At 47.8% G+C, this 590-nt stretch carries 1 pseudogene; it reads left to right on the top strand.

What is annotated here, in order from left to right:
- A pseudogene (vscU, locus tag R8N49_RS28895) lies at positions 1 to 590 on the top strand (SctU family type III secretion system export apparatus subunit VscU); the annotation flags it as partial.

The following is a 590-nucleotide window of genomic DNA, read 5'->3' as shown; positions in this document are numbered from 1 at the left end:
CCAACCCACCTCCAGAATGCTCCGCGACGCCCGAAAAAAAGGACAAGTCGCGAAGAGCCAAGAGATCGTCTCTTCGGCGTTAATTCTGGCACTCATCGCCGTGCTGTTCGCCTTTGCCGATTACTACATGTCGCACATCTCTGCCCTACTTTTGCTGCCAAGCGAGCTCGCATATCAAGGCTTTCAAGACGCATTGATCGATGTTGCCATCGCTATCGCCAAAGAGATGGCTTACCTCCTCGCGCCAATTATTTTGGTCGCAGCGCTTATCGCGATTTTTTCTAACATGGGACAGTTTGGTTTTCTTTTTAGTGGCGAATCCATCAAGCCAGACATTAAGAAAATAAACCCTGTCGAGGGCGCAAAGCGCATCTTCTCGCTAAAAAGCGTCATTGAGTTCATCAAGTCGATACTCAAGGTGTCTCTGCTTTCCTGCATCATTTGGGTTACGCTGCGGGGCAACATCAACACCTTAATGCAAATTCCAACTTGTGGATTGGAGTGTGTCCCTGCGGTGACGGGAGTTATGATTAAACAATTGATGATCATTTCATCGGTTGGTTTTGTTGTGATAGCTGCGGCAGATTTTT

This window comes from Vibrio sp. 1978 (assembly GCF_033344345.1).
Note: the sequence above shows the minus strand (reverse complement) of the source record. Positions and strands in the feature narration are given on the sequence as shown.